General features: G+C 73.4%; 20 protein-coding genes and 1 pseudogene. 7 read left to right on the top strand and 14 right to left on the bottom strand.

Features of this window, described 5'->3' with window-relative positions; genetic code table 11:
* The first annotated feature begins 55 nt into the window (after nt 1–55).
* Together ACMXN5_RS18480 and ACMXN5_RS18475 are read left to right on the top strand one after the other, a co-directional pair.
* Nucleotides 56–751, top strand: coding sequence for a hypothetical protein (locus ACMXN5_RS18480; protein ID WP_439676181.1), 696 nt, complete (start codon nt 56–58; stop codon nt 749–751).
* Nucleotides 752–887: 136 nt separating this feature from the next.
* Nucleotides 888–1496: a hypothetical protein gene (locus tag ACMXN5_RS18475; protein WP_439676180.1), complete on the top strand. Its 609-nt coding sequence runs from the start codon at nt 888–890 to the stop codon at nt 1494–1496.
* Between the two features lie 38 nt (nt 1497–1534).
* On the opposite strand, the gene ACMXN5_RS18470 is transcribed toward ACMXN5_RS18475, so the two are convergent.
* The 6 genes and pseudogenes from ACMXN5_RS18470 to ACMXN5_RS18445 form a co-directional block, all read right to left on the bottom strand.
* Nucleotides 1535–2344: an IclR family transcriptional regulator gene (locus ACMXN5_RS18470; RefSeq protein ID WP_439676179.1), complete on the bottom strand. Its 810-nt coding sequence runs from the start codon at nt 2342–2344 to the stop codon at nt 1535–1537.
* Nucleotides 2345–2357: 13 nt separating this feature from the next.
* Nucleotides 2358–3502 (bottom strand): annotated as a pseudogene (gene pcaDC / locus ACMXN5_RS18465) (bifunctional 3-oxoadipate enol-lactonase/4-carboxymuconolactone decarboxylase PcaDC).
* Nucleotides 3499–4887: a 3-carboxy-cis,cis-muconate cycloisomerase gene (gene pcaB / locus ACMXN5_RS18460; RefSeq protein WP_439676178.1), complete on the bottom strand. Its 1389-nt coding sequence runs from the start codon at nt 4885–4887 to the stop codon at nt 3499–3501. The pseudogene pcaDC and the gene pcaB overlap by 4 nt, the downstream one beginning before the upstream one ends.
* 10 nt (nt 4888–4897) lie before the next feature.
* Nucleotides 4898–5482, bottom strand: coding sequence for a protocatechuate 3,4-dioxygenase subunit alpha (pcaG, locus tag ACMXN5_RS18455; protein WP_439678034.1), 585 nt, complete (start codon nt 5480–5482; stop codon nt 4898–4900).
* A 41-nt stretch (nt 5483–5523) separates the two neighbouring features.
* Nucleotides 5524–6255 carry a protocatechuate 3,4-dioxygenase subunit beta gene (gene pcaH, locus ACMXN5_RS18450; protein ID WP_439676177.1) on the bottom strand — a complete coding sequence of 244 codons (732 nt, stop codon included), beginning with the start codon at nt 6253–6255 and terminating at the stop codon, nt 5524–5526.
* A 13-nt stretch (nt 6256–6268) separates the two neighbouring features.
* Nucleotides 6269–7456 carry a thiolase family protein gene (locus ACMXN5_RS18445; RefSeq protein WP_439676176.1) on the bottom strand — a complete coding sequence of 396 codons (1188 nt, stop codon included), beginning with the start codon at nt 7454–7456 and terminating at the stop codon, nt 6269–6271.
* Between the two features lie 215 nt (nt 7457–7671).
* On the opposite strand from ACMXN5_RS18445, the gene ACMXN5_RS18440 reads away from it, so the two are divergent.
* Entirely contained in the window at nt 7672–8307 is a 636-nt protein-coding gene (locus ACMXN5_RS18440; protein ID WP_439676175.1) for a hypothetical protein, read from the top strand.
* Between the two features lie 76 nt (nt 8308–8383).
* On the opposite strand, the gene ACMXN5_RS18435 is transcribed toward ACMXN5_RS18440, so the two are convergent.
* Nucleotides 8384–9370 carry a quinone oxidoreductase family protein gene (locus ACMXN5_RS18435; RefSeq protein ID WP_439676174.1) on the bottom strand — a complete coding sequence of 329 codons (987 nt, stop codon included), beginning with the start codon at nt 9368–9370 and terminating at the stop codon, nt 8384–8386.
* Nucleotides 9371–9511: 141 nt separating this feature from the next.
* On the opposite strand from ACMXN5_RS18435, the gene ACMXN5_RS18430 reads away from it, so the two are divergent.
* Nucleotides 9512–9856, top strand: a complete 345-nt coding sequence (locus ACMXN5_RS18430) for an ArsR/SmtB family transcription factor (RefSeq protein WP_439676173.1) — start codon at nt 9512–9514, stop codon at nt 9854–9856.
* 47 nt (nt 9857–9903) lie between these two features.
* On the opposite strand, the gene ACMXN5_RS18425 is transcribed toward ACMXN5_RS18430, so the two are convergent.
* From ACMXN5_RS18425 to ACMXN5_RS18410, 4 genes are all read right to left on the bottom strand, one after another.
* Nucleotides 9904–10482, bottom strand: coding sequence for a pyridoxamine 5'-phosphate oxidase family protein (locus tag ACMXN5_RS18425; protein ID WP_439676172.1), 579 nt, complete (start codon nt 10480–10482; stop codon nt 9904–9906).
* A gap of 146 nt (nt 10483–10628) precedes the next feature.
* On the bottom strand, nt 10629–12158 hold the full coding sequence (locus ACMXN5_RS18420) for a putative PEP-binding protein (RefSeq protein ID WP_439676171.1): 1530 nt from the start codon (nt 12156–12158) through the stop codon (nt 10629–10631).
* A complete protein-coding gene (locus ACMXN5_RS18415) occupies nt 12155–12325 on the bottom strand; it encodes a hypothetical protein (protein ID WP_439676170.1) in 171 nt (56 codons plus the stop codon). The genes ACMXN5_RS18420 and ACMXN5_RS18415 overlap by 4 nt, the downstream gene beginning before the upstream one ends.
* A gap of 91 nt (nt 12326–12416) precedes the next feature.
* On the bottom strand, nt 12417–12920 hold the full coding sequence (locus ACMXN5_RS18410; RefSeq protein WP_395797037.1) for a MarR family winged helix-turn-helix transcriptional regulator: 504 nt from the start codon (nt 12918–12920) through the stop codon (nt 12417–12419).
* A gap of 212 nt (nt 12921–13132) precedes the next feature.
* On the opposite strand from ACMXN5_RS18410, the gene ACMXN5_RS18405 reads away from it, so the two are divergent.
* Nucleotides 13133–13894, top strand: coding sequence for an SDR family NAD(P)-dependent oxidoreductase (locus ACMXN5_RS18405; protein ID WP_395797035.1), 762 nt, complete (start codon nt 13133–13135; stop codon nt 13892–13894).
* Between the two features lie 114 nt (nt 13895–14008).
* Entirely contained in the window at nt 14009–15322 is a 1314-nt protein-coding gene (locus ACMXN5_RS18400) for a cytochrome P450 (RefSeq protein ID WP_439676169.1), read from the top strand.
* Between the two features lie 1123 nt (nt 15323–16445).
* Here the strand turns inward: ACMXN5_RS18400 and ACMXN5_RS18395 are convergent.
* Entirely contained in the window at nt 16446–17264 is an 819-nt protein-coding gene (locus tag ACMXN5_RS18395) for a YidB family protein (protein ID WP_439676168.1), read from the bottom strand.
* A gap of 108 nt (nt 17265–17372) precedes the next feature.
* Nucleotides 17373–18416: an alcohol dehydrogenase catalytic domain-containing protein gene (locus ACMXN5_RS18390; RefSeq protein ID WP_439676167.1), complete on the bottom strand. Its 1044-nt coding sequence runs from the start codon at nt 18414–18416 to the stop codon at nt 17373–17375.
* Between the two features lie 170 nt (nt 18417–18586).
* On the opposite strand from ACMXN5_RS18390, the gene ACMXN5_RS18385 reads away from it, so the two are divergent.
* On the top strand, nt 18587–19318 hold the full coding sequence (locus ACMXN5_RS18385) for an acyltransferase (RefSeq protein ID WP_439676166.1): 732 nt from the start codon (nt 18587–18589) through the stop codon (nt 19316–19318).
* Nucleotides 19319–19479: 161 nt separating this feature from the next.
* On the opposite strand, the gene surE is transcribed toward ACMXN5_RS18385, so the two are convergent.
* Nucleotides 19480–20433 (bottom strand): 5'/3'-nucleotidase SurE, encoded by a 954-nt coding sequence (surE, locus tag ACMXN5_RS18380; RefSeq protein ID WP_439676165.1) that lies wholly within the window; start codon nt 20431–20433, stop codon nt 19480–19482.
* Between the last annotated feature and the right edge of the window lie 243 nt (nt 20434–20676).

The raw sequence follows: 20676 nt of genomic DNA, 5'->3' as shown, positions 1-20676 counted from the left end.
CATCCGCTGTTCCACCGAATGGCACGATCCGAGATCCGACACTTCTGGAGTCCCCGTGAACACGGCAGCGACCATCGTCCTGATCGTGGTGATCGTCGTCCTCCTCGCCGGCGCGGCCGTCCTCGTGGGCCGCCCGATGATGCGACGCAAGCACCTGCAAGGCCGCTTCGGCCCCGAGTACGACAAGGCGGTCGAACAGTACGGCGACCGACGCGTGGCCGAACGCCACCTGGTCGATCGCGAGCGCAAGCATCGGGACCTCGACCTCAAGCCCCTGGAGCCGGCCGCGCGGGAGCAGTACGCCACCGAGTGGACCGACGTCCAGGAACGGTTCGTGGACGCCCCCGGCGACGCGGTGGCCGAGGCCGACGCGCTGATCACCCGGCTGATGCACGAGCGCGGCTACCCGACCGGCGCACACGACACGCGGATCGAACTGCTGTCCGTGGAGCATGGCCACACCCTCGAGCACTACCGCCAGGCGCACGAGATCGCCCGACTCAACGAGGCCGGGCGCGCCGAGACCGAGGACCTGCGCCAGGCGATGATCCACCACCGGGCCCTGTTCGACGACCTGTTGGGGCAGACGTACCGCCCCAGGAACAGCGCCGCGTCCAGGAGCACGCACGACCATCGGACCGGCACGACGGACCCGACGGGCACGAGCGGCACGAGCGGTACGACCACGACACCGGCCGAATACGACACGCGGGCACCCCGATTCGACACCACGAAGCCGGAGACCCGCTGACCGGGTACACACCCGGGTAGGCATGGACAAAGCGGAAGACGAATCGGAAGACCGACCACACCGGAGCGGTCCCGAACGGGGACGCTCGAAGGAACGGCGCCACGGCCAGTCGTACCGGACGAGAGGACCCAGACCGATGCGCAAGACGAACTCCCCAAACGCGCCGGGCACTTCCGGCGCCCCACCGGAAGACGCGCCCGTCGTCGAGCGCGACGACCGCGACCGCGCCGCCCGCCAGGCCCGGATCACCGACGGCGCCGGCCCGATCCCGCCCGCGCCGACCGACCCGCCGCCTGCCCCGGCCGCCGACCTCCCGCACCGCCAGCACGACGATGTGGAGCCGTACGGGACCTCGGTCCTGCCGGTGCGCGGCGCGGGCAAGAGCAGCACGGCACCGGCCGCGGCCGGTGCCGGGACGCGCAGTGCGAGCGGTCGCCAACCGGCCGCGCGGCGCACCCCCGCGCGCCGCACCGTCACCGGCGACGCGCTGGTCGACCGGGACACCGGCGAGGAGTTGAACGCCCGCTTCCGGGACACCCTGTCGACCTTCGTGGACAGCCCCGCCGAAGCGGTCTCCGACGCCGACGAGGTGACCGCGCAGGTGGCCAAGCTGGCGACCGACGCCATCCAGGCCCGACGCGCCGAGCTGGAGCAGCTGCGGCGCGAGGCCGGGGACGACACCGAGCAACTGCGGCTCGCCCTGCAGAAGTACCGGGCCTTCGTACAGGTGATGCTCAAGCTCTGATGCTCAAGCTCTGAGGACGTGAGCACCGATGGGGACTGTCACCCACGTGGGTGACAGTCCCCACCCGCGCCCTCGTCCGCGTCGGCGCCGATGTCCCCACTCCCGGACCAGTGCAGCGCCACGTCCCGCGACAGTGCCCGGGCCGCCGTGGTCACCGTCGGCACCAGCCGCCGCAGGTCGGCCGTACGCCGCCCGGTCACCAGGGACAACGCCGCGATCACCGTGTCGTGCCGATCCCGGATCGGCGCCGCCACCGAGTGCGCGCCGACCGTCATCTCCCCCGACGTGGTGGCCACTCCGGTGCGCCGGACCTCGGCCAGACACACACGCAGCCGCTCCGGATCGGTGATGGTGCGCTCGGTGTGCGCGGCCAACGGCTGTGCCAGCACCCGCTCGCGCAACTGCCGGGGCGCGTAGGCGAGCAATACCTTGCCGACCCCGGTGGCGTGCAGCGGCAATTCCACACCCACCCGGGTGACGATCGGCATCGAGCGGGTGCCGCGCAGGCGTTCCAGATACAGCGCCTTGCCGTCGCGCAGCACCGCGAGCTGCACGTTCTCGTGGGTCGCCTCGTACAGGTCCTCCATGTGCGGCAGCGCCAGATCGCGCAGATCGGTCGCGGCGTGCGCCTGCGCGCCGATGTGCCACAGCTTGACCCCGACCCGATACGACCCGTCGTCCAGCCGCTCCAGAAAACCCCCGCCGACCAGCTCGGCGACCAGGCGATGCCCGGTGGCGAGCGCCAGATCGGCCCGCCGGCACACCTCCGTCAGGGTCAACCGGCCGTCCCCGGCCGCGAACGCGCCGAGGATGGCCATCACCTTGCCGGTCACCGTGACGGGCGTCATCGGCGGCCCTCCCTCACTCGCCCAGCTCGGCCCGGACCCGCTGCGCCACCGCGAAGGCGCTGTTCGCCGCCGGCACGCCGCAGTAGATCGCGGTCTGCAACAGCACCTCCTTGATCTCGTCCCAGCTCAGGCCGTTGGTCCGGGCCGCCTTCAGGTGCATCGCGAGTTCGTCGAGGTGGTGGCCGGCCACCAGGGCGGTGAGGGTGACGCAGCTGCGGGTACGGCGGTCCAGGCCGGGCCGGGTCCAGATCTCGCCCCACGCGTAGCGGGTGATCAGGTCCTGGTAGTCGGCGGTCAGTTCGGTGGTACCCGCGACCGCCCGATCCACATGCGCGTCGCCCAGCACCTCGCGCCGCACCCGCATCCCGTCGGCGTGGCTCATCCCCGTACCCCCGCCGTCAGGTGCGCCAGCATCGCCGAGGTGACCGCCTCGGCCTGCTGGATGTTCGCCAGGTGCGCGGCGTCGGCGACCTCCACCAGCGTCGCGCCGGGGATGCCGGCGGCCAGCTCGCGGGCGTGTTCGAGCGGCGTGGACGGATCCCGCTCGGCGCCGATCACCAGCGTGGGCGCGCTGATCCGGCCCAGTTCGGCGCGCAGGTCGTAGCCCGCGAGCGCGTCGCAACAACCGGCGTAGCCCTCCGGCGGGCAGGCGTACAACATCTCCAGGATCCGCCGCACCGCGGCCGGCTCCCGCTCGATGTACTCCGGGGTGAACCAGCGCCGGATCACCGTGTCGGCGAGTTGCCGCATGCCCTGCGCGCGCACCGTCGCGGCCCGCTCCCGCCAGCCCTCGGGCTCGCCGAATCGCGCCGAGGTGCAACACGCGATCAGCCCGGTCAGCCGTTCGGGATGATGTACGCCCATCCACAGGCCGACCGCGCCGCCGAGCGAGACCCCGGCGTAGGCGAACCGCCTGATCCCGTACGAGTCGGCCAGCGTCAGCACGTCGCCGACCAGGTCGGCGATCGAGTCGGTGCCCGGTACCGGATGCGAGCGACCGTGTCCGCGCAGGTCGTAGCGCAGCACCCGGTGCTCCCTGGACAACTCCGGGATCTGCGCGTCCCACATGCCCAGTTCGGTGCCGAGCGAGGGGCCGAGGATCACCACCGGGGCGTCGGCCGGGCCGTCGAAGCGGTGGTTGAGCGTGGCGATCGTCATGTGACCTTCTCTTGGAACCGGAACACGGTGCGGTGGTGCGCGAGCGCCCGATCGATCAGGGCCGGGGTGGAGCCGAGATGGCCGGCGGGGTCGAACAGCGTCTCGTCGGCCTCCCCCAGCACATCACGAAGGTGCCGGCCGGTTCGCGCCGAGGTCCGGGAGGCGTCGGTGAGCAGCCGGCGAGCCTGCGTCGCGCCGTGCTCGGCGGTCAACGCGGCGACCAGCCGCTCGGACACGATCCGCCCTCCGGTCAGCTCCAGGTTGGCCCGCATCCGGTCCGGGAAGACGGCCAGCCCCTCGGCCAGTTCGGCCGCCGTCGAGGCCGCGCCGCCCGCCAGACGCAGCGCCGCGCGCAGCGGCTGCCACTCGGCGTGCCAGGCGCCGGCCGGGCGCTGGTACTCGGCGCCCGCCGCCGAGGCGGCCAGGATCGAGACGTAGCCGGGCACCTGCCGGGCGGCCGAGACGATCAGCACCGACAGCACCGGGTTGTGCTTGTGCGGCATCGCCGAGGAGCCGCCGCGCCCGGCGCCGGTCGCCTCCGCCACCTCGCCCACCTCGGTCTGCCCGAGCAGCGCGACATCGCCGGCGAACTTGCCCAGCGCGCCGGTGATCCGGGCGAGCGCACCGGCCAGGTCCAGGATCGGGGCGCGCAGCGTATGCCAGGGCAACACCGGTTCGGCCAACCCCAGTTCCTCGGCGAACGGAGCGAGCAGCGCGACCCCGTGCGCACCGAGCGCGGCCAGGGTGCCCGCCGCGCCGCCCAGTTGCGCGGGCAGCGCGGCGCGGACCGCGCGGGTGTGCGCCCAGGCGTCGGTGACCGCGACGCACCAGCCGGCCGCGACCAGCCCGAACGTGGTCGGCACCGCGTGCTGGGTGAGCGTACGACCGGCCTGGAGCGTGTCGCGGTGCCGTTCGGCCAGGTCGGCCAGCGCGGCGGCGGTGCGGGCCAGGTCGGGCAGCGTGGTGTCCAGGGCGCGGGCGGCGACCAGCATCGCGGCGCTGTCCACGATGTCCTGGCTGGTCGCGCCCAGGTGCACGTGGTCGGCGGCGGCCGGGTCGAGGGCGCGCACCGCCGCTTGGAGGTCCTGGACGAGCGGGACCACCGGGTTGCCCGCGCCGCGTGCGCGACGGGCCAGGTCGACCGGGTCGAACGTACGCCGGGTGCCCGCCTCGATCGCGGCGGCGGCCTCGGCCGGGATCAGCCCGATCCGGGCCTGGGCCCGGGCCAGCGCGGCCTCCACGTCGAGCAGCGCACGCAGGTACGCGGCGTCGCTCGTGGCCGCCTCGACCGGCGTCCCGGCCCGGACCGGTTCGAGCAGCCCCGCGTCGACCTCGTCGTACGCGGGGTCCGGGTCGTGGTCGGGCACGGCGTCACGGCCGGCCACGGGGTCACGGTCACACGGCAAGGAAAACGGTCTCCTGTTCGCCCTGGATGTGCACATCGAAGCGGTAGGCTCCCGATTCCTCCCGCACGGCGATCAGCGTCTCATGCCGGCTCGCCGGAACCAGCGCGAACAGCGGGTCCGCGTGGCGGTCGTCCTCGGGGAAGTACACCCGGGTGACCGCTCGGCGCAGCATGCCGCGCGCGAACATCGACATGGCCAGGTACGGGTTCGCGTCGGCCCCGGTCGCGCCGGGCCGAACCGTGCTGAACGCGTAGCGGCCGAGCCGGTCCACCGCCGCCCGCCCCCACCCGGTGAAGGTCACCCCGTCGCGCGCGAAGGAGCCGGGTGCGCGCGGGATCCGGCCCGCCGCGTCGGCCTGCCAGATCTCCACGACGGCGTCCGGGACCGGCACACCCGCGCCGTCGTACACCGTGCCGTGCACCCGGATCGCGCCGGGCGTGTGCGGCGGGACCAGGTCCGGGCCGCCGGCGAAGGGCAGCGCGTAGCCGAAGAACGGCCCGACGGTCTGCGACGGGGTGAGCCCGCCGTCCGGATTCGGCGTGCCGCCCTCGGCGCCGATCGGCCAGGTGTTCATCGGCGGGGTGTCCATCGGCCGGGTGTCCATCGGCGAGGTGCTCATCGGTCCTCCATCGGGGTCGCGCTCGCGCCGCCGAGCACGATGTCCCACCGGTAGCCGAGCGCCCACTCGCTCACGGTGGTGTCCATGTCGAAGCCGGCGATCATCCGGCGCCGGGCCCGCTCGTCGCGCACCGAGTTGAAGATCGGGTCGTAGGCGAACAGCGGGTCGCCCGGGAAGTACATCTGGGTCACCAGGCGCTGGGTGAAGGCGGTGCCGAAGAGCGAGAAGTGGATGTGCGCGGGACGCCAGGCGTTGTGGTGATTGCCCCACGGGTACGCGCCGGGCTTGATCGTGACGAACCGGTAGCGGCCCTCGTCGTCGGTCAGACAGCGGCCGGCGCCGGTGAAGTTGGGGTCGAGCGGGGCGGGGTGACGGTCGGCCTTGTGCGGGTAGCGGCCGGCCGCGTTGGCCTGCCACAGCTCGACGAGTTGCCCGCGCAGCGGCCGACCCGACTCGTCCAGCACCCGGCCGCCGACCACGATGCGCTCGCCGAGCGGTTCGCCGACGTGTTGTGCGGTGAGGTCGGCGTCGAGCGGGTGTACGTCGGCAGCGCCGAACACCGGGCCGGTGCACTCGGTGGCGCCGCTCGGCGGGACCACCAACGGCTGCCGGGGGCTGCGCAGTTCGGTGCTCCGGTAGGCGGCGAAGTCGAACTCGGGGAGGCGGCGCGGGGGTTGGGGTGCGCGGCGGTCCGGTCGGCCGTCGGTGCGGTCGTGCGGGGTGGTCATCGGGCGTCTCTCCTCAGTTCTCCACCGTGACGGCCAGGCCCTGGCCGACGCCGATGCACAGTGCGGCCATGCCCAGGCCGCCGCCCCGGCGACGCAACCGGTGCGCGAGCGTGCCCAGGATCCGGGCGCCGGACGCGCCGAGCGGGTGGCCCAGCGCGAGCGCGCCGCCGAGCGGGTTGACCACGGCCGGGTCCAGCTCGGGCCATTCGCCCAGGCAGGCGAGCGCCTGGGCGGCGAACGCCTCGTTGAGTTCGACCGCGTCCAGGTCGGCGAGGCCGCGACCGGCCCGGGCCAGCGCGCGGCGGCCCGCCTCGACCGGGCCGATGCCGAACCGGCGCGGGTCCACGCCGTGCACGCCGCTCGCGGTGATCCGGGCCAGCGGCTCGCGGCCGATGGCCCGCAGTCCCGCCGCGTCGGCCACGAGCAGCGCGGCGGCGCCGTCGTTGAGCGGCGAGGCGTTGCCCGCGGTGATCGTGCCGTCGGGGCGGAACGACGGCTTCAGCCCGGCCAACACCTCCGGGGTGCTGCCGGGCCGGACCGACTCGTCCCGGACCAGGTCCACGCCGGGGACCGGGACCACCTCGTCGGCGAACGCGCCGGCGGCCCATGCGGCGGCGGCCCCGGCGTGCGACGCGGCGGCGTAGGCGTCCTGCGCCTCCCGGGTCACGCCGTATTCCGCCGCCAGTTGCTCGGTCGCCTCGCCGAGGCCGACGGTCCACTCGGCGGGCATGCGCGGATTGACCAGGCGCCAGCCGAGCGTGGTCGAGTGCAGCGTCTCGTGGCCGGTGGGATAACCCCGGCCGGGCTTGGCCAGCACCCACGGCGCGCGCGACATCGACTCGACCCCGCCCGCGACCACGATCGAGGCATCGCCTACCGCGACCGCGCGGGCCGCCTGGATCACCGCCTCCAGGCCGGATCCGCACAGCCGGTTCACCGTGACGCCGGGCACCGAGGTGGGCAGTCCGGCGAGCAGCACGGCCATGCGCGCCACGTCCCGGTTGTCCTCGCCGGCCCCGTTGGCGGCGCCGAACACCACGTCGTCGATGCGCTCCGGGTCCAGATCCGGCGCCCGGTCGAGCAGGGCGCGCAGCACGGTCGCGGCCAGATCGTCCGGCCGCACCCCGGCCAGCGCGCCGCCGTGGCGACCGATGGGCGTGCGTACGGCGTCCACCAGATAGACGTCCTCGAGCCCGTTCATGCGCTCTCCCCTGCGGCGGCGATGTCGTACCGCCCACCGTGCCGCCTGACGCCCACCCGCCGGGCGCCCGGATTCCGCTCAGCGGAAGCGCACACCCTCGACCGGGGTCGAACATTTGCCCGGATCGGGCCCCACTGACGGCCCCCACGGGACTAGCCTTCGATCGCCCGTCGCGGCGGCGCGGCGCGGCACACACCCACGGGGAGGACCGGCACATGGCAATGCGCAAGGCGACCATGCAGCGGCAGGTCGCGGAGGTGGTGGCCGCGGCCGTGCCCGGCGACGAACCGCTGTGCACGATGTTCGTGGTCCGCGGGCCGAACCCGATGTTGTTCGCGCTCTTCGGCGGCATCGGCGCGCTGATCGGGGCTTCGATGTCCGACTACTACTTCTTCACGGTCACCCGCCAGGGGGTGCTGTTCCACCGCGCGAGTTCGCTGAGCAGCAGGCCGAAGGAGGTGGCCTACGCGCTGACCCACGCGCAGGCCGGGGCACTGCTGAGCGGGCTGGAGACGAAGACGACCTGGAGCCGGATGTTCTTCCACTTCCCCGGCAAGGACAAGCCCGCCAAGCTCAACTTCCCGCGCCCGTGGCGCACGGAGGGCGAGTGGATCTTCCGCTACCTCACCGACGCGTACGCGGCGTCCGGCGGCGTGCCGCAGGGCGGCGGCCACCCGGCCCAGGTGCCGAACCAGTACGCGCCGCAGGCGGCGAACCCGTACCCGGGGCAGGCCCCACAGCAGTATGCCCAGGCCCCACAGTACCCGGGCCAGGCACCCGGCCAGTACGCGCCGCAGCCTCCGCACCAGCCGCCGGGCCCGCCGCCCGGCCAATACCCGGCACAGGGCTGATCCGCCCCGGCGCGCCCGATCGAAGTCGGCCCGTTCCGGCCGGAGTTCGGCCGAGCGCGCCGGGGGTGACGCCCTGTCAGCCGGTGACCCGAACCACGTACTTGCCCGCACCCCGCCCCGCGGCCAGCAGGTCGTGCGCGGCCGGAACCTCGGCCAACGACGACAGTTCGGTGACCGGGAAGTCCAGCCGGCCGCCCGCGAGCAGGTCCAGGGTGCCCCGGATGGCCCGGGCCACCCGCCGGGGCGCGCCCGCGACCAGGCCGCGATGGCTGAATCCGGTCACCGTGATGTTGCCGCCGATCAGTCGACCGGCCGGCGGCATCGGGTCGAGCGCACCGCCGGAGGCGTTGCCGAACAGCACGATCCGGGCGCCGGTCGCCGCCGCGTCCAGGTCCAGGGCCAGCGCACTGGTGCCCAGCGGGTCCAGGATCACATCCACCCCGTGGCCCTCGTTGGCCGCCCGGATGGCGTCCGCGTCCGCTTCGTCGCGCACGAACACCTCGTCGTAGCCGCTCTTGCGGGCGGCCTCGACCTTCTCCGCCCGGCCCACCGTGCCGATCAGCCGACCACCGCCGAGCAGCGGGACCAGTTGCGCCAGCGCACTGCCGATGCCACCGCTCGCGGAGTGCACCAGGACACTGTCCCCGGGGGCGAACCGACCAGCCTCGGCCAGCAGCAACATCGCCGTGGCCAGGCCCAGCGGCACCGCCGCCGCCGTGCGCAGCGTCACCTCGGCGGGCACGGTCATGGTCAACCCGGCCCGGGCAATGGCCACTTCGGCGAGGCCGCCGCCGTCGGGCACCGCCGCGACCCGGTCGCCGACCGCCAGGCCGACCACGTCCGCGCCGACCTCGCGCACCGTGCCGGCGACCTCCAGGCCGGGGCGATACGGCCAACTCCGGACATAGCCCGGATCGCCGCGCCGGGCCATCACGTCCATGAAGTTCAGCCCGGCGTACGCGACGTCGACGGCCACCTCGCCCGCGCCCGGACGGGGCACCTCCACGTCCACGATCCGCGACCGGCGCGCGTCCCCCGGCTCGGTCATCAACAATGCGCGCATGTCCGCCCCCGTCCACGGTTACGATGTTCGACGTACGTCGAAAGTAGTACCACGATGATCGGGGACGCCGGGCAAAATCACCGCCAAGGCGGTCGGGGAAACCCTCCGCGCGCCGGGACCCGTGGAGAAGAGGAGCCGCCTGTGCCCCGCTCGCATCGACGGCGCCCGGCGCCGGTCCACGTGGCCACCGCCGAGATGAACGTGCTCGACGTCCTGCACGCGCTGTCCGACCCGACCCGGATGACCATCACCCGCACACTCCACGCCGACCCCGAGCGCGCGTGCGGCACCTTCCCGGTCGAGGTGGCCCCGTCCACGCTCAGCCACCACTTCCGGGTGTTGCGCGAGGCGGGCGTGATCCACCAGCGCGAGGACGGCAACCGCCGCCTGACCACACTGCGGCAGGCGGATCTGGAGGAGCGCTTCCCGGGTTTGCTCGCGGCGATCCTGGGAGCGTACGAGCGGCAGGCGGCCGGGGACGGCTGAACCCGGCGCGCCGGGGTCGTCACCCGCTGTCCGCTGTCCGCTGTTCGCTACCCGCGCAGCGGCAATGGCAGGGGTATGGCGGGAAGTCCGTCGATGCTCGCGATGTTGTACGGCTTGGTGCCGACGTACTCGACGAACTCCTCGTCGGTCTTGCGGGCCATGTACTCCTCGTGCAGGGTCCGCTCCTCGCGATAGTCCATGAACGGGACAGCGAACCCGCAGGTGTCGCTGATCAGCTTCGCCCGCACCACCACCACGGCGCGCAGCCCGGCGGCATCCGCGTCACCGAAGCGGGCCACCAGGTCGACGAAGCGCGGGTCGTCGCGGAAGACCGGCTCGCCGACACCGTGCACCCGGACGATCTTCGGCGGCCCCTCGAACGCGCACCACATCAGGGTGATCCGGCCGTTCTCCCGCAGGTGCGCGATGGTCTCGGCGTGGCTGCCGCCGAAGTCCAGGTAGGCCACGGTCTGTTCGTCCAGCACGAGGAGGGTGCCGGCCCGCCCCTTGGGCGACACGTTGACATGGCCGTCGTCGGCGAGCGGCGCGCTCCCCACGAAGAAGACGGGTTGGTCCTCGATGAACTTGCGCAGTCGGTCGTCGATCCGCTCGTACGTTTTTCCCATGTCCGCATTATCCGAGGTGTGTCGTTCGAGCCCAGGCAATATCCGGCCCGTCTCGATCTGCGGACGCATATCCCACCATGCGGCCATCCGCCATGCACACGCCCCGCACCGATCCGTCGCCGTCGCCCACGGGCGCGCCCGTGCCGTCAGTACGCCCGGACCGCCGCCCGCACCCCCGCGAGCGCGGTCGGCGCCACCGAGACCGCGTCGCAGCCGAGCCGGACAAGATGCGGCAGGACCGCCGGATCCGCCGCCGCGTCGCCGCACAGTGACACCGCGCGTCCGTGCGCGTGGCCCGCCCGGATGGTCTGCGCGATCGCGTCCAACACCGTCGGGTGCGCGGCGGAGGCGGGCGTCAGCCGGGGGTCGTCCCGGCTCAGCCCGAGCAGCCGCGAGGTGAGGTCGTTGGTGCCCAGGGACAGGAAGTCGGCGTGCTCGGCGAGATCGTCCACCTGGTCGAGCACCTGGGGCAGTTCGACCATCGCGCCCAGCGGCGGCGGGAGCAGGCCCAGACTCGCGCACGCGTCGGCAAGCAAACCGCGCACGTGCTTGATCCGCCGGGGGTGGTCGACCATCGGCAGCAGCAGCGCCACCTCGACCCCCGTGTCACTCGCCGCGCGCATCACGCCGCGCAGTTGTGCGGTCAGCGCGTCGGGTCCGGGCAGCGTGATCCGCCGGTCGCGCAGGAACGGCGGGCGTTTGTCGCCGGTGAAGTCCAGCGTGCGCACCACCACCAACCCCGGCGGCACCGCGGCCAACACCGGGGTCAACATCGCCACGTGCCGTTCCTCGTCCGGCCAGCCGGACTCCTCGGTCAGGAAAGGCAGTTCGGTACGCAGCAGGCCCACTCCCTCGGAGCCGGCCTCGCCCGCCGCGAGCGCGTCCGTCACGGTCGCCACGTTGGCCCGCACCCGGATCCGGCGCCCGTCCCGGGTGATCGCCTGCCCCGCGCCGCCACCGGGCACCCGCCGCGGCGCCGGGATGGTCCGTACGCCCGCGCCCGCGTTGGCCTCGACCGTGCCCGCCTCGCCGTCCACCAGGATCAGGTCCTCGGCCAGCTCGGCCAGCGCCGCCACCGGGATGCCGAGGACCAGCGGGATGCCCAACGAGCGGGCCACGATGGCCAGATGCCCGGTCGGCCCGCCCCGCTCGGACACCGCCGCCGCCGGTCGCGCGCCGCGCAGCAGGTCCATCGCGGCCAACTCCTCGCCGACCAGCACCGCCGGCGCCCCGCCCTGCGGCGCGCCGCCCGTCGGGTCCTCGCCGCGCAGCAGCGCCTCGGCCTGGCGGCCGATGTCGCGCACGTCCACCGCCCGCTCGGCGAGCAGTTCGTCGTCGAAACCGGCCACCACGTCGGCGAATTCGCGCACCGCCTCGGCGAGCGCGTCGATCGGCGCCAGGCCCGCCGCGAGGTGTCGAGCCGCGCCGTCGCGCAGCTCGCGATCCCGGGCGATCAGCGCGGCGAACTCGACGATGTCGGCCTCCGCCGCCCGGCCGCGCGTGCGCAGTGCCCCGGCCAGGTCGTCCATGTGCCGGGCCACGGTGTCCAGCGCGGCCGGGATGTCGGTCGGCGGCCCCGGGTCCGGCCGGGCGGCCGGTGCGCCGACCCGGGCCGCCACGAGGCGGCCGACCGCGGACCCCGGCGCGGCTCCCGTGCCGCGCAGTACCGCGCTCACGCGACCCGCATGCGGTCGCGGCCGGCGCAGTGCAGATCTCCCACGGTGCGTCCTCTTCCTTCCACGTCGTCCCACCCGCCGCAGATCGGCACGCGCGCCCGCAGGCACGCGAGTTCGACCCGGCGGACGACAAACCGCCCGGTCCAGGCACACAGTCTGATGGACACGCGGACGCTGTCCAGCCGAGCCACCCACACAGGAGCCGGCGAAGCACGGCGCGGGAGAGCCGAGGACGCGCCGAACGGCCCGCCGGTCCGATCAGGCGGTGTCGTCGGCCTCGCGGTAGCGAACGGCGGAGAGGTCGTCGACGAAGCGGCCCATCAGCGCGCCGAGGGCGGCGAGGTCCTCGTCGGACCAGCCCGACAGCGCGTCCTCGAAGTGCCGGTCCCGCACCCGACGCAGCCGGCGGACCACACCGCGACCCTTGGGGGTGAGGCCGACCCGGGTGATCCGGCCGTCGCGCGCGTCGGTGGTCCGGGTGACCAACTCGTCCGCCTCCAGCTTGCGCAGCTCCCGGCTGACCAGCGACATGTCCATCCGGGCGAGCTTGGCCAGATCGCCGATCGCCAGGCCGCCGCCGCCCGCCTGCAACCGGGCCAACAACACCACGGCCGGCTGGGAGACCTGGGCGCGCGAGGCGCTGGTGAGTTCACCGTGCACGCGGCGGCTCTGCTGGAGCCGGATCAGGCGTTCGAGCGCGGTCTGGACGTGGTGCCGCGACTCGTGTCGTTCCGGAGTGGGCGACTCGGCTGACGAGGGCACTGGACGAGTCCTCCGGGAGGGAAACAACGCCGTACGGTTTCGTATGGCGGAGGCGGGCGTTCCACAGTCTAGGTGCGCGCCCCCACCGGTCGAAGGTAATTGATGGAGTCCAGCATTGACACGTGTAGGGGCCGGTGGTTGGCTGCGCGCGTCATGATCGACGCCGGGCCCAGGACCGTCGTCGAACCCATCGATTCCCCCGGGAGACCCGCGTGTTCGCACTCGACGGCAGGGCCGCGCTGGTGACCGGCGCGGGACAGGGCGTCGGCGCGGGCATCGCCCGACTGCTCGCCGCACAGGGCGCGATCGTGGCCGTGAACGACCTCGACGCCGAGCGCGCCGAGCAGACCTCGGCCACGATCCGGGACGCCGGCGGCCGGGCGTACCCCGCCGTGTTCGACGTGACCGACCCCAGGGCCGCGCTCCTGGCGATCCGCGCCTTCGAACGCGCCGTGGCGCCGGTCGACATCCTGGTCAACAACGCCGGCAACGGCGGCGCCGAGGCATTTCGCCCTACCCGGTTCCGGCAGACCGTGCCCGAGGACTGGCAACGCTTCGCCGACGTCAACCTGTTCGGCGTGATGGCGTGCACCAAGGCGGTACTCGACGGGATGTGCGCGCGCCGCTTCGGCCGGGTGATCACCATCGCCTCGACCGCCGGGGTGAGCGGCCAGGCGTTCGGCATCTCGCTGTACGGGGCCGCGAAGGGCGGCGCCATCGCCTTCATGCGCCACCTCGCGATGGAGACCGCGCGCGACGGCGTGACCGCGAACACGGTCGCACTCGGCCTGATGGACCCGCGCCCCAGCGGTCGCGAACTCGCGCACACCGCCGGACAGGCCGAGCGCATACCGGTGGGCCGCCTGGGCACCCCCGAGGACGCCGGTGCGATCTGCGCGTTCCTCGCCTCGACCGAAAGCGCCTGGATCACCGGCCAGACCCTCCAGGTCAACGGCGGCGCGATCACCACCTGACCCCCGCCACCCGACCCCCGCGAAATCGCGCGCGCACCCCTGGATCGCTCGACGCATGTGTGCTGCACTGATTACCGAACCCGCGAGTAACAACGCGCGATCGGAGTGAGCGGCATGACGGCCGAGACCGCTGAACCGAGCACGACCGACCCGAACCCCAGGACCTGGCCCACCGACGTCCCGCTCGCGGACCTGGACTTCTGGTCGGGCCCCCTGGCCGCCCGCGAACAGGGTTTCGCCCGGCTGCGCGCCACCTGGCCGATGCCCTACTACCCGGAGCCGGAGAGCCCGCTGGAGCCCGGCCCCGGCTTCTGGGCGCTGACCCGGCACGCCGACGTCGCGGAGGCGACCCGGCGCCCGGAGGACTTCTGCTCGGGGCAGGGCGCCACCCACATACCCGACTTCCCGCCGGGTTTCGGCGAGTTCTTCGGTTCCATGATCGAAATGGACGATCCCCGGCATCAGCGGCTGCGCCGGATCGTCGCCCGCGCCTTCACCCCCAGGATGATCAAACAGTTCTCCGAGGACGTGGACCGCACCGCCCGGACCATCGTCGACGACGTGGCCGAACGCGGCTCCTGCGACTTCGTCACCGACGTCGCCGCCCGCCTGCCGCTCGACGTCATCTGCGACATGATGGGCGTGCCGAGCGCGGACCGCCGCTTCGTCTTCGAACGCTCCAACGTGATCCTCGGCGTCGCGGACCCGGAATACGTGCCCCAGGAGGGCGGCGGCCACATCGAGGCGCTGCTCACGGCCGGCGCCGAACTCGCCGAACTGATGCGGGACCTGGCGGAGTTCCGGCGCGGCACCCCCACCGACGACGTGACCTCCGCGCTGGTCAACGCGGAGATCGACGGGGAGAGCCTGAGCGCGGACGAACTGGCCTCGTTCTTCATCCTGTTGCTCGCCGCCGGCAACGAGACCACCCGCAACGCGATCTCCCACGGACTGTGGCTGCTGACCGGGAACCCCGACCAACACCGCCTGTGGCGCTCGGACTTCGACCGGTACGCCCCCACCGCCGTCGAGGAGATCATCCGCCTGGCCTCGCCCGTGGTGTGGATGCGGCGCACCGCCGTCCGCGACACCGAACTGAACGGGAAACAGGTCCGGAACGGCGACAAACTACTGCTCTTCTACTGGTCGGCAAACCGCGACGAAACGGTCTTCACCGACCCGACCCGATTCGACCTCACCCGCACCCCGAACCCACATGTCGGCTTCGGCGCCCGCGGCCCCCACTTCTGCCTGGGCGCACACCTGGCACGCCGCGAAATCACCCTGCTGTTCCGCGAGTTGCTACACCGCCTGCCGGACATCCAAGTGGTGGGCGAGCCACAAAGACTGCGCTCGATGTTCATCAACGGCATCAAACACATGACCTGCGAATACACCCCCACCCCACGCCCCCACCCGGGGCCCTGACCACGCCGTGCCGAGCGGCAGAGCACAGCGGACCCGAAACCAGGCGCCACCCAACGGCAACACCGCTGGGCCCCACCCCCAAGCCGAGCCGCCCCCGCAGCGGTGAAGCGAAACGAAGCCGCAACCACCACGCCCCGGCGAAACACAGCGGAACCGGAACCACATCCCACCCAGCGGCAACGCCACTGGGTCCCACCCCGGGAACACTCACGAACCTGGCCTCACTCCCGACCCGGCCCGCCCCGACAGCGGTGGAGCGCAGCGGAGCCGCAACCCCACTACGCCACCGGTGGAGCGCAGCGGAACCGGAACCCGGCGCCGCGCAGCGGCAACGCCCCCCGTCCGCCCCCGACGGAGCGCAGCGGAGGAGAAACCACTCCGCGGCAGCCACGAACCCGGCCCCCACCGAGGCGCGGCCATGGTCGTGAGGGCCGGCAGGTGAGCCGCGTCGGGGCAGGACCGTGCCGGGGCAGAACCCGGGTCGGGGCAGAACCCGCGTCGGGGCAGAGCCCGCGTCCGGACAAAGCCCCATCGGGGAGGAGGCGAAGTGATTCTCCTCCGCTTCGCTCCGTCGGGGGCGGAGGCGCGGGGGGCGTTGCCGCTGCGCGGCACCGAGGGGTTCCGGCTCCGCTGCGCTCCACCGGTGACGCAGCGGGTTGCGGCTCCGCTGCGCTCCACCGCTGCCGGGGCGGGCCAGGAAAGAGGGTGGGGCCAGGTTCGTGGGAACCCCGGAGTGGGCTCGCGGGGGGGGGCACGGCACGCGGCACCGGGGTTCCGGCTCCGCTGCGCTCCACCGGCGGCGCAGCGGGTTGCGGAGCGCAGCGCTCCACCGCTACCGGGGCGGCCCAGGGGCGAGGGTGGGCCAGGTTCCTGGGAGCCCCGGAGCAGGGCCTGGGGGCGCTGCCGCCGCGCGTCACCTGGTTCCGGTTCCGCTTCGCTTCACCGGGCGCGGTGAGTTGCGGCTCCGCTGCGCTCCACCGCTACCGGGGCGGGCCGGGGTCGCAGGTGGGGCCAGGCTCGTGGTTGCCCCCGGGGTGGGACCTGGGCGCATTGCCGCCGCGCAGCACCTGGATCCGGTTCCGCTTCGCTTCACCACGCGCAGTGGATTGCGGCTCGGCTCGAATCAGCGCTCGGACTCGGGCGGCCCGGCCTCGGCTGCCGTTCCGGGCTCGGACTCATCCTCCCGCGTGGGCTCGTCCTTGGACGCGGAGTCGTCCTTGGAGGCCGGCCCGGCTTTGTCCTTGGACCCGGACTCGGGTCCGCTGGCGGGCCCGGCGTCCGACCCAGGCTTGGGCGTGCCGTTCGACGCAGGCTGGGACGCGGACTCGGGCCCGGCATCGGCTCCAGGCTTGGGCGCGGGCTCGGCCTCGCCTTCGGGTTCGTCCCCGGCCCGGGCCTCCGCCGCAGCCGGTTCGCCCCCTGACGGCTCCCCCGGCTCCGCCCCGGTGCCCGACCCCGCACCCGGCCCCGCCCCCGAGCCGGCCTCGGGCGCCCCCGGCATAGCCGGCGCCGACGGCTCCCCCGGCCCCGCCCCCGGATCGATCAGCGCGTCGATCCGCTCCGCCGCCGGCAGCTCGCCCCCAGGAGTCACCGCGTCCACCACCCCCGGCAGCGTCGCGGCGAGCGCGGCGGCGGTCTCCTCCTTGGTCAGGCCCGCCCGGCCCGCCAAGCGGACCATCTCGTCCTCGCCGAGCGCGTCGGTGAGTTCCTTGCCGCTCACCGGCTGATTGCGCCCGGTGTCCACCCACGACTGGGCCTGTTCGTCGAGGCCGCCGTCCCGCAGCCGCTGCACCAGCGCGCCCAGGCCGCCGGAGCCGCCCTGCCGACTCAGCAGACCGAGCAGTACCCCCGCCAGTGCTCCGTTCCGACCCCCGCCCGGCCCACCGAGCAGGTTGCCCAGGATGCCGCCGACTCCGCCGGGGAGGCCCATTCCGCCGCTCATCCGTCTTCTCCCTGCACAGGTAGCCCAACCAGGCTCCCATAGTGGGGTAAATGGGACAGTAGTTCGCGGTGGGCACGTCGGCAGTACGCCCATCGGGCGACGAGTCGATCAGCGGGTCGGGTCGAACAGCACCTTGAGGCAGCCGTCCGTACGATCCGCGAAGGTGCGGTATCCGACCGCCGCCTCGCTCAGCGGCATCCGATGGGTGAACACGTCGACCGGGACCAGCCGGCCGTGCCGGATCAGCGGGATCAGCGTCGGCCACGTGGCCGCCACCGGCGCCGTGGTGAAGCGCAGCGTGACATTGCGGATCAACAGCAGCGGCACGGCGATCGGGAACGCGAAGTTCGCGTCCACCCCCACCACCGAAACGGTGCCCGAACTGCGCACCGAAGCGATCGCCGCGCTCAGCGTCGCGTCCTGCCCGACCGCCTCGATCACCGCACCCGCGCCGAGCCCGCCCGTCGCCGCCCGCACCTGCTCGGCCACGTCGCCCCGGGTCGCGTCGATCGGCTCCGCGCCGAGGCGTTCGGCCATCGCGAGTCGTTCGGGCACCCGGTCGGCCGCCAGGATCCGCCCCGCGCCGAGCACCTGGGCCGCCTGCAGCGCGTACAGCCCTACCGGCCCGAGCCCGATCACCAGCACCGTGGCACCGGGCGTGATGTCGGCCCGGGTCGCCGCCGTCCAGCCGGTCGGCAGCGCATCGGTGAGCAACACCGCGTGATCCACGGAGACGTCCTCGGGCACCGGCAGGAGCCACGCGTCGGCGGCCGGCACCGCCACCGCCTCGGCATGCCCGCCCGGCAGCCCGACGTCGCCGCCCAGCACCCGCACACCACCACCCACACAGTCGATCGGATTGCCGGCCCGGCACCCCGGACACCGCCCGCAGCCGATCACCGGCGACACCAGCACCCGATCGCCCACCGCGATCCGGCCCACGTCCGCGCCGATCTCGACCACCGTGCCGACCACCTCGTGCCCCGGGCGCAGCCCGACGGCCGGGAACTCGCCCTCGTAGAAGTGCAGATCGGAGCCGCACAAGGCACTCGCGGTCACCTGGACGATGGCCCCGTCCGGACCGGCGAGCACCGGGTCCGCGACCTTTTCCACGCTCACGTCCCGGGTTCCATTCACGACGACGGCACGCATGTCCACTCCCTGGCTGATTCGAATACCCGACCTCCGGCGTCACACCCGAGGCCCCGGTAACACTGTTACAGAAGCCGTGTGAAGCCAACCCCCGACGGCCCCGAAACCGCCCGGCGTGACGTTCGTCCCACGGCCCGCCGAGCCGCGCGCGCGTCGGTACGGTGATCTCCATGTCGCTGTCGCAAGCCCTGCGCGGGCACGCCCGGGGCGTCCTCTCCCGCGCCGCGCACCGAGGCTGGCGGGCACTGCAGCGGGCGGGCGCGATCACCTCCGAGCAGCCCGGTCCGTACCGCTTCCGGCGGCTGGGCGCGGACAGCAAACTGGCCTTCCCGGTCGGCTCGGTGTTCGGCGAGGAGTGGATCACCGTGGGGGCCGGCTGCATCATCGGCGAACACGTCACGCTGTCCGCCGGCCTGGCCCCGGGGCACGACCTGGGCAGCGCGGCGGTGGTCACCATCGGCGACCGGTGCACGATAGGGCGCGGGAGCCACATCGTCGGGCATCGCTCGATCACCATCGCCGACGACGTGTGGACCGGGCCGTACATCTACATCACCGACCAGAACCACAGCTACGCCGACCCGGATCGGCCGATCGGCACCCAGTGGCCGATCAACGACACCGTGGAGATCGGCGCGGGCAGTTGGCTCGGTGCGGGCGTGATCATCCTGCCCGGCGCCAAACTCGGCCGGAACGTGGTGGTCGCCGCCGGCTCCGTGGTGCGCGGCACGGTGCCCGACCACAGCGTGATCGCGGGCGTGCCCGCGAAGGTGGTCCGCCGGCGCACCGAAACCGGCTGGGATCCGCCGCTGCGGCACACCCCCACGCCGCTCCCGGACGGGATCACCCACGACGAACTGGTCGCCCTGCTCACCGAGTACGACGCCTCCGGCGGCCAGTAGGCCGGGTCGGTGGGCCCACCGGGTTCCACGTGAAACCCCCGACCCGGGCCGGACGTACCGCGCCGGCGTGCGGGGCCGGCCACCCGACCCGACCCCGCACGCCCGACCCGGTCGACCCGGTCACGCCGTCACCCGGTCACGAACTCACGCACTCACTCGTCTCACGCCTTCAGCCCCGACAACCGCAACTGCACACCCACCGCGTCCAGCACCCGCGACTGCTGCCCCCACTGCCAACCCGGCACCGTCCAGTCGGCGTCGAGCATCGAGATCGACACCGACCCCTTGCCGATCGCCGTGGTGTCCGCGTTCCGCACCGGCTCGTCCACGTTCGGCGCCAGGCCCAGGTCCAGCTTGTAGCAGGTGTCGCAGGACGGGTCCTTGACGTAGCTCACCGCCAGGAACTCGGCCTCGCCCACGTTCGTCATCTCCACCCGACCGGTCGGCTTCGCCGGGTAGTTCACGTTGAGTGTGGTGTGCGCGGGCAGCAGCGGGCCGTTCCGGCGCGCGGTGGCCGCCAGTCGGTTCACCAACTGCGTCGCGAAGGCCGTCGCCTGCGGCATCTGCGGGAACGGGTTGCGCGGATCGGCGGTGCTGTACTCGGCGCTGAACGCCACCGCCGGGATGCCCTTCTCCGCGGCGGTGATCGACGCGCCGACCGTGCCCGAGTGGTTCGTGGTGGCGCCGATGTTCTGCCCGGGGTTGATCCCGGTGACCACCAGGTCCGGCTTGCCGTCGCGGAAGACGTTCGCGAGCCCGAACGAGACCGAGTCGGCGGGAGTGCCCGCGACCGACCAGATGCCGGGCTCCACCTCGGCCGCCTTGACGATCGAGCCGGGCGTGGCGTTGATCCCGGTGCCCTTGCCGGACTGGTCGGTGGCGGGCGCGACGATCACCGCGTCGTGCCCCGCCGCGCGCAGCGCCTTCTGCAGGGCACGGATGAACGGTCCCTGGTGCCCGTCGTCGTTGCTGATCAAAATGTTGAGCCTGCGCGGCGCCTGCGCGGCGCGCGCGTCGTCGCTCGCGACCGCCACGGGCGCGCTCGCCGCGAGCAGCGCGGCGGCGGTCGCCCCCACCGCGAGGGTCACCACACGTTTTCCACCGAATATGGCCATCTCGTCCTCCGTAGGCAAGAAGGTCTGCACGCGCCGAACCGCCCCGCGCGACCGACGGGATCGGTGTCGCGGGTTCCCCGTGCGCAACGCGGAACGGCTGGGCGAAACCCGTGTCGACCCGACCTGGAACGGTGGGCGAAGTACGGGTCGAACGACGTGTACGGAGGGGTGAATCGGACGGAATGCACCCTGCGATTCGACACGTGTCAGCCGGCGGATAGCGAAACTAGGGTCATCGGTCGG

The sequence above is a fragment of the Embleya australiensis genome (genome assembly GCF_051903075.1).
Classification (GTDB): Bacteria; Actinomycetota; Actinomycetes; order Streptomycetales; family Streptomycetaceae; genus Embleya.
Note: the sequence above shows the minus strand (reverse complement) of the source record. Positions and strands in the feature narration are given on the sequence as shown.

What these genes read in the sequence shown, in the direction of transcription:
- ACMXN5_RS18475 (WP_439676180.1), top strand. Translation starts at nt 888, where the DNA reads ATGCGCAAGACGAACTCCCCAAACGCGCCGGGCACTTCCGGCGCCCCA.
- ACMXN5_RS18470 (WP_439676179.1), bottom strand. Translation starts at nt 2,344, where the DNA reads ATGACGCCCGTCACGGTGACCGGCAAGGTGATGGCCATCCTCGGCGCG.
- pcaG (WP_439678034.1), bottom strand. Translation starts at nt 5,482, where the DNA reads ATGAACACCTGGCCGATCGGCGCCGAGGGCGGCACGCCGAATCCGGAC.
- pcaH (WP_439676177.1), bottom strand. Translation starts at nt 6,255, where the DNA reads ATGACCACCCCGCACGACCGCACCGACGGCCGACCGGACCGCCGCGCA.
- ACMXN5_RS18445 (WP_439676176.1), bottom strand. Translation starts at nt 7,456, where the DNA reads ATGAACGGGCTCGAGGACGTCTATCTGGTGGACGCCGTACGCACGCCC.
- ACMXN5_RS18440 (WP_439676175.1), top strand. Translation starts at nt 7,672, where the DNA reads ATGGCAATGCGCAAGGCGACCATGCAGCGGCAGGTCGCGGAGGTGGTG.
- ACMXN5_RS18435 (WP_439676174.1), bottom strand. Translation starts at nt 9,370, where the DNA reads ATGCGCGCATTGTTGATGACCGAGCCGGGGGACGCGCGCCGGTCGCGG.
- ACMXN5_RS18425 (WP_439676172.1), bottom strand. Translation starts at nt 10,482, where the DNA reads ATGGGAAAAACGTACGAGCGGATCGACGACCGACTGCGCAAGTTCATC.
- ACMXN5_RS18400 (WP_439676169.1), top strand. Translation starts at nt 14,009, where the DNA reads ATGACGGCCGAGACCGCTGAACCGAGCACGACCGACCCGAACCCCAGG.
- ACMXN5_RS18395 (WP_439676168.1), bottom strand. Translation starts at nt 17,264, where the DNA reads ATGAGCGGCGGAATGGGCCTCCCCGGCGGAGTCGGCGGCATCCTGGGC.
- ACMXN5_RS18390 (WP_439676167.1), bottom strand. Translation starts at nt 18,416, where the DNA reads ATGCGTGCCGTCGTCGTGAATGGAACCCGGGACGTGAGCGTGGAAAAG.
- ACMXN5_RS18385 (WP_439676166.1), top strand. Translation starts at nt 18,587, where the DNA reads ATGTCGCTGTCGCAAGCCCTGCGCGGGCACGCCCGGGGCGTCCTCTCC.
- surE (WP_439676165.1), bottom strand. Translation starts at nt 20,433, where the DNA reads ATGGCCATATTCGGTGGAAAACGTGTGGTGACCCTCGCGGTGGGGGCG.